The organism is Polynucleobacter sp. 39-46-10 (assembly GCF_002282275.1).
Genome location: NZ_NCJB01000133.1, coordinates 1 through 6105 on the forward strand (window position 1 = coordinate 1; position 6105 = coordinate 6105).

A 6105-nucleotide genomic window follows, 5' to 3' on the forward strand; every position below is an offset into this window, starting at 1 on the left:
AGCGTAGGCAGATTGGCAGAGCTTGACAAAGTGAATGTCGTGCTGGTTGATGATGTCGCAGCAGATAAAGTGGTTTGAACGTTATTGGCAATTACAAAGATATTCATACAAGAACCACCGTGAATTTAACTTGAAATGGCATTGCTAGATAATTCTCAAATAGCAGAATTTGAAATGCCTGCGAAATTGACGAATTTGGTATTTTTATTTCAACTACGCCCTTTATTAGATCACTTGAAACAATGTCTGAATTATATGGTATTGAATCATATTCGCCAGTTCCATATGGCCCATCAGTATAAAGACCCGCCCCTCTTAGGCTGACGTGCTGCAAATCATCAACGGTAATATCTTGACCGCCGGCGCCGTATAGAAATCTAGCTATTCTTCTTTTTAACCAGACTAGTGACATTTGATAACCATCACCTAGATATAAATGCCAAGTCAAAACTCTTTTGTATATATCATCGCTGACAAGAGAGGATGTTCCAGATTGCTTCTTAATCGACGCATTGTATACTCCCACATCATATGAAACCGTATCATATTCTCCTGATATGCTATTCTTAACTGTCGATAAATACGGGCGACTTATCCCATAAATTCCAGTTGCACACCAGTCAAGCAATGTGCCTGAAATGCTTTGGTTTGTATATATAGCCAACGGTGTTTGATTAAACCAGTCTAAATAGCTTTGAGTCAGTGAATTGTATGAATTAACGAATGCCTGCAAATCGTCATCATCAGCATATTGCTGATAAAGGTACGATGGCATTATTGATGCCAAAGGTGTCGTGTTGAATGATTCAGTAATCATCCTTGAGTCACACTAACGCCGGTTTGAGTTGTGTAAAAATAACTTTCACTGTCTCCATAAATAATATCTGTTCCCGCAGATGGCAGTGTTGTTACACCGTCTATCTTGACTGAAAATGTCAATGCAGTTAGATAATATAAATGGCCGAGAGCTGACGACACCGCGTCTTGAAAAGCCCTCGTCATCTCTAGAGTATTAATTGGCTGGCCTACGCCGATGCTGTTTATATAATTAATAATTGCAACGGAAGCTAATTGGTTCACAGATGCCGCTCCAGTGAAATTTGCATTCGTTGTGTTCCATATGCAACTTACCGCTACCACTTGCTGCGGTGGAGACACAAAGGTTATTGTGTAGGTATCGGGAGGGTCTGTAACTGTGACTGTTATATTTCTCGCCGTTGTCGTAGAACCGATAATGCTTGATAAATCCAAAATCCCTTTATAAATTGCATTTGCTACGTCATAGGGATCGCCGCCGCCGCATATTATCTCCCACCCACCGGAAACTGCGGATACTGAAATCAATCTCGGCTGAACCCCCGGAACTTTTCCGAGAAGTGTTTTTATATAAGTCGGCGTACCTTGTCCGGCAGATGAATATGCGTTAATAATCCGCGACCGATATGATTGGACTGTTTCGGCGGCAGATCCAGCAACCCCGGCAATCTGATTTTTTACCGTGATTGCGTAGCCAGAGGGGACTGATGTGATTATCTGGGTGACGGTATTAATTGGTACCGGCCAAGAACCTGATTGGGTTGCTACGGCATAAAGAGGATTGGTGTCTCCTCCTGTCAATATAACGCCGCCCTCTTGGATAATATAATTATATGTTCCATCGGAAACGTTAAACCCGGCTGGTATTATGTATCCAGCGGGGCCGCTAAAAACGACATAAACACTTGTGTTGGTCGGTACGCCTTGAGGAATTCCAAACTGCGCGCCCATTTGCTGAAGCACAAAAGCATTTGCGCCATAGGGTGTGATAGAGTTAATTGCATCAATGCGCGCTTGGTCTATCTGAACAACAGCTGAAACGTCGGTAGAAACAATATCTTCGATCAGAGAGCCTGGCAGATTTGCGGTTAGACCCGGTGATTGCTGGGTTGCGTCTGTAACGATTGCTGATCGTATATCCGCCGGAGACGTAGGAAGAGCGCCCTTTGTGCTCATTACCAATGGTATTTTACTCATATTGGTATGTCTGCCCCTAAAATAGCGCCTTTATTCGTAACTGCCCGAACATTATACACAGGCGGCGTTGATTGTGGAACGCGATTAATTACTAGCGACGCAAAGTACCCGGAATATTGGGATTGCGCCAGCATTGCGTAGTAATCGGGGAATACCTGAGTAACAACAGATTGCTGTGCGGGTATTCCATTTGCGGCAAAGAATGGGGATTCGCCTAGATTTAACTGTAAGTCCTGAGCGAGTGCGGTTAGATAAACAGAATCATGCATTCCGTCCGCATCAGTGGTTATTTCATGCCAGGTTGCGTTTCCGAGAAGATCGTAAGTGCGTCCGTATATCCTCATTATATCGGCCCCGTTGTGTCGCTTGTTCCAGCTGTAACGCCGCCATGAACGTGAGTATCGAACGATATCCCATTAATCGACATGCCAGCGCTCGTAATGCTAACAGTATAAGACCCGATCGTAACATGGAAGCCAGTTGAGTCAAGTTTCGCGGTATTAGACCCAAATGTCATCGTGGTGCCGCTGGTATCTGATTTAACGCTTGATGGCGTCCCGGTTGTTGTCTGCCCGATAAATCCGTTAGGCCCTTGTGCTATCGCTGCATTTTGATCTGATGGCGGGGATCCTGACGTGCTGACTGGCATAAAAACTAAGGCGGTCAAATTGGCTGGCTTAGATGTGATTTTTGGGACGCCACCGCCAAGCCCTGCGATTCCGCCCAGTAGAGCATCAGCCGGAACGGTAATGCCTGCGTCTCCAACCTGGGTCGGCATCCTGATCCACGGCGATTCGGCTTTCGGAATTGTTATTTCAGGCAAAACCCACGGCGTGGTATCAAGCTCAAATTTAACCGTTACAATAGATCCGGCAACTGATACTACTCGACATGGCAATGCGCGCCCGAGTGATTGAATTGCTGCCTGCGCTCGCATGATCGCAGTTTGGTTTTGTTGTTTTTGTAGCCATAGTTTTACGTGTGCGTTATTGCTCATGGCTGCGTGCCTTCAACAGCACAATTCATGATTGTTGCCCAACCTGATCCATCGGGTGATCGATAATTGCCGATGTGCCGCATTTCGATAACGTAGAACTTGCCCAGAAATGCGCTATTGTATTTCATGCTAGACGGCATGGAATCTGTTCGCGTTGAAATCAATCCGGGGATATTCTGAAACTTTTCAGGCATATTTATGTATGATCCACTTATTATATCTGCGCGCAGTACGGTTTTTACCTGCATTACATTCGGACTAATCCACGTCGGTTGACCTATAAGATCAGTAAAAGCAATCGGCACCGGATCGGGCTTGTATGTATCGTCGAAAATATTTATCTCGTTCGCCTGCGGAACGATATAAACAGGGTGATTCATTTCTGTGCTTATTTGGAGCACGAACTGGGCTAGGTCATCGAGTGTGCCATAAAATCCAACACAGTCATAAGGCAACTTTAAGTCACCGCTGATGTTAATATTAATTTTTGATTTTTTATAAACACCGCCAATTGTTTGTTTAAGCGCATCAGAAAATGGCGTGTTTTTGATCCAGTTAAGCGTGAAGTTTGCCGGATTGTTGAAATAATACTCTGACGGATAGACGAAGAACGTCAGCGTCATTTCTGTTCCCTCCCAATTCCCAAAGGACTGGAAGATGAAACCGCCTGAAATAATTCCTTGCTGAGATTTATTTGCCAATGGCAGGCCAGCTGCCATACCCGCACTCAATACGAACGTCAGACCCGTGTATTTTTGCGCCTGCTGCAAATCGTTCAGCGATACACCTTCTATTGTGATTATCTGTCCGCCGGATGGGGTGGATGATGGTGTTACGATCATGTCAAATTCAATGTTCTGCGCACCGGGGTCATAGATCCCATTCGGGTGCGACCTCCATTGCTTAACAATGCGCCCGTTATCAGTGACCGTCAGATCGTAAAATCTCACGGCGTCACCTCAAAATTACCGGTTCCCGCTCGGTAAAGAATGGTTGACTGCGTAAATAGCCCTGTTGCTAATGGGATATCAAATCCATTCGGTGATCCAATTAACGCTCCATGCCATGTAATCGCACCGGATGAGCTGTATAGCGAAAAATACCATCTTTGAGCCGCGACATTCCATGTTGCCGCACCGAGATATGAAGCGCCATCAAGTGTGAACGTAGTCGAGAATGGCGGGGATTGCGCATCAGATGGGGTAAAAGGAATTATCGTAGTCATCAATATACCCCGTTGGATGCATATGCACCAGTTATGCCGCTTGGGGAAGACTGCGTTAATACATTGCCCCCAGACAGTTTAGCCATCTGTGCGCTAAATGCTGCATTAGCATCTTGAGTGCTAATCAGTGGCTGAATGAAATCAATCTGCCATTCGATTTGCTTTTGTGATGTTTGCTCGCTGGTGATGTCCGTCATAGCTGTCATTACACAATTCTGATAAATATAAGCAGGCGTTGCAACTGTATATGTTCCACCTGCATTATTGTGATTGTTAAGCGAGTTTCTAAGAGCGGTGAAAATAGCAAGCTTTGTTAAATAACCGGCTGTGTCTCTAACCGGTGCAATCATTCGCAACGAGATATTTTTCGGTGATTCAATAATGGCATTTGCTGCTACTTGCTGATTTGCAAATGGATATGTAGCAATCTGGTTATTGATTACGGTGCCGCCTGGTATCGGCAGAAAGCGCGCATAAAACGAATCAAGGCTAAATCCAGATGTCGCAATTCCCTGACCCAATGATGCCAATTGCCCCGTCAATGCGATAATCGGAAATGGGAACGAATAAGAGCCACCAGTCAGAATGATTGGCGACACTTGAAACGCAAGATCATATGCATCACGAAACGCGGAATTTGCCATTATCTCGCCGCCGCATTAGTGGATGAATAAATATCGGCACCTGTTTTGTTCGTGATTGTAACATTAACAGTCGGTGTTTTTACATTGTTCGCGCGATCAATTCTAGCCATTGTCTGCTGAACGTAATTTGAAGTTTCTCGGTAATTCTTAGGTGACTGATATTTAGACATTTCGGATTGCCAGTCACCATTTTTACCGGCTGCTTTTATTGCTTTGTCAACCGTCCCGCTTCCCGCATTATATGCAGCTAATGCCTGCTTCAGATTGCCGTGATAACGTGCCATGTTTTCTGACATTATCTGACCGAATCCCATCGCAGATTCACGGAACTTGTTAGGGTTGACGTGATAGGCAGCGGCAGTGGCCGGCATTAATTGGAAATTTCCAATAGCGCCCGCAGATGATGGCCCTACATTTTTACCCCTGCCTGATTCTTGCGCCCACACAGAATCCGCAACGCCCTTTGGAAGTTTGTATTTTTGCTCAACTGCCGTTAAAAATGCTTCTTTTTCGGCATTGTTTTTCAGACTCGGGTAAAGCTTGAGCGGCAGAACGCTCTTAAACCAAAAGTCGCTATGCCTTTTATTGACCTTGTCACTTTTGGCATAGTCTGACCTGTCTTTTGCTGTTGATGGCGTGAAAGCCGATACCGCATGGCCGGTAGCTTTCAAAAATCCTTCGATCACGCCCATGAACGATTTCAGGTTTTCAAGCACTGCGGGGCTTCCGAGATACTCTGCCACCGATTTAATTCCATTGGCAAACTTGTTTATATCTGATGGGGTGATGCCTTTGATCAAAGCTGATATGTCGTCAGTAAGCGCGCTTGTGATATGGCCGAGCACTGGGGCAAGTTGGGCCAACTTGGTTATAAGAACGGTCTCAATCGTCTGCCCGGCAAGTTTTAGGCTTCGAGTTAACTGATACCATTCCTGAGTTTGCTTCCCGCCAATCGAAAGCGTCGACGAATCCTTTTTGTACTGCGCACTGGCTGCATTCAATTCGCTAATTGGCGTATTACCCAATCGGCGTACATCTTCCATGCCCATTCCGATCTGGCTGAATCCCTGAGTAGCCATAGCCTGTTGAGTGCGCATTGCCTGGGGAGTTTTTTGCCACCAGTTATGAGCACGCATAGCTACTTTTTGCGCCAATACATCAGGGCTTTCGCTTGCTGCCTTTGAGTATGGAACACCAGCAGCCAGACCCAAATAAACGCGCTTGGT

Annotated in this window: 6 protein-coding genes; all 6 read right to left on the minus strand. The window is 45.4% G+C overall.

Annotated features, from left to right (window positions below; translation table 11 throughout):
* Positions 1–103: 103 nt before the first annotated feature.
* A complete protein-coding gene (locus B7X71_RS10630; RefSeq protein ID WP_293600716.1) occupies positions 104–817 on the minus strand; it encodes a hypothetical protein in 714 nt (237 codons plus the stop codon).
* Positions 814–2013, minus strand: a complete 1200-nt coding sequence (locus tag B7X71_RS10635) for a baseplate J/gp47 family protein (protein WP_293600717.1) — start codon at positions 2011–2013, stop codon at positions 814–816. Before B7X71_RS10635 ends, B7X71_RS10630 begins: the two co-directional genes overlap by 4 nt.
* A 343-nt stretch (positions 2014–2356) precedes the next feature.
* Complete coding sequence (locus tag B7X71_RS10640; RefSeq protein WP_293600718.1) at positions 2357–2791, minus strand: hypothetical protein; 435 nt, start codon at positions 2789–2791, stop codon at positions 2357–2359.
* A gap of 215 nt (positions 2792–3006) precedes the next feature.
* Positions 3007–3960 carry a hypothetical protein gene (locus B7X71_RS10645; RefSeq protein ID WP_293600719.1) on the minus strand — a complete coding sequence of 318 codons (954 nt, stop codon included), beginning with the start codon at positions 3958–3960 and terminating at the stop codon, positions 3007–3009.
* 274 nt (positions 3961–4234) lie between these two features.
* Positions 4235–4879: a hypothetical protein gene (locus tag B7X71_RS10650; RefSeq protein ID WP_293600720.1), complete on the minus strand. Its 645-nt coding sequence runs from the start codon at positions 4877–4879 to the stop codon at positions 4235–4237.
* A partial coding sequence (locus B7X71_RS10655) for a lytic transglycosylase domain-containing protein (protein ID WP_293600721.1) occupies positions 4879–6105 on the minus strand: 1227 nt, incomplete at its 5' end. The genes B7X71_RS10650 and B7X71_RS10655, both read right to left, overlap by 1 nt.

Excerpts from the sequence above, each read along its gene's own strand:
- B7X71_RS10630 (WP_293600716.1), bottom strand. The coding sequence starts at position 817 with ATGATTACTGAATCATTCAACACGACACCTTTGGCATCAATAATGCCA.
- B7X71_RS10640 (WP_293600718.1), bottom strand. The coding sequence starts at position 2,791 with ATGCCGACCCAGGTTGGAGACGCAGGCATTACCGTTCCGGCTGATGCT.
- B7X71_RS10650 (WP_293600720.1), bottom strand. The coding sequence starts at position 4,879 with ATGGCAAATTCCGCGTTTCGTGATGCATATGATCTTGCGTTTCAAGTG.
- B7X71_RS10635 (WP_293600717.1), bottom strand. The coding sequence starts at position 2,013 with ATGAGTAAAATACCATTGGTAATGAGCACAAAGGGCGCTCTTCCTACG.